A 959-nucleotide genomic window follows, 5' to 3' on the forward strand; every position below is an offset into this window, starting at 1 on the left:
AAGATCAATTAAGAGCGCTTGAAAAAGCTAAAGAAGCGCATGGTGAAATAGAAACACAACACCCTGGCTATCTTGTTGCACAAGATACCTATTATGTAGGCAATATTAAAGGTGTGGGAAGGATCTATCAGCAAACAGTGATTGAAACCTATAGTAAAGTTGCTTTTACTAAGTTGTATGACAGAAAAAATGCACTAGTAGCAGCAGAAGTATTAAATGATAAAACAATACCCTGGTTTGAAGAACAAGAGTTAAGAGTGTTAAGAATACTTAACCGTAGAGGGACAGAGTACTGTGGGAGTCGGGAATACCATGAATATGAGCTCTATCTTACAATAGAAGATATTGAACATACTCGAACAAAGGCAAGGCATCCTCAAACCAACGGAATCTGTGAGAAGTTTCCTCAGACGATTCAAAATGAATTTTCTGCATCAGCATTTAGGCAAAAAGTGTATCATAGTCTAGAAGAACTGCAAATGGATTTGGATAAATGGGTAAAAGAGTACAATGAAGAGCGAGTCCATTCTGGGAAATATTGTTATGGGAAGACACCATGGCAAACATTTCAGGATGCAAAGCATCTAGCACAAATGAAAAAGCTAGACACATTACACCAAATTGACACTGTCAATGAAGTGCTGTCTGTCAACTCAAGTTCTGTCTAGGACAAGTCGTTGACTTGAACTCCATTAAGCTAGCCGTTTGAATCGGCACTACTATGTATAAAAAGGGTTTTCTTCAAAAAAAATACTTTAATTTCAATTAATGATGGTGGCCACCTCCATGCCTTCCGTGATGACCGCCTCCATGTCTATGATGGTTGTGCCAATTATCTTCATTATCAAACTATATTCCATAGTCTTTTCAAGTTTGAAGTGCACAGAAGAATTAAAAAAAGAATAGGCAGGCGATGAAAGAATCTCTATTGTGATTTTTAACAATCAAACACAAGGAGA

The 959-nt window shown here is 37.2% G+C and carries 1 protein-coding gene; it reads left to right on the top strand.

The window, feature by feature from the left end; genetic code table 11:
* The coding region (locus RHOW815_RS08280; protein WP_215217803.1) for an integrase core domain-containing protein at positions 1-668 on the top strand (668 nt) is incomplete at its 5' end.
* Positions 669-959: the final 291 nt, after the last annotated feature.

It is taken from the genome of Candidatus Rhabdochlamydia sp. W815 (assembly GCF_018642185.1).
GTDB lineage: Bacteria > Chlamydiota > Chlamydiia > Chlamydiales > Rhabdochlamydiaceae > Rhabdochlamydia > Rhabdochlamydia oedothoracis.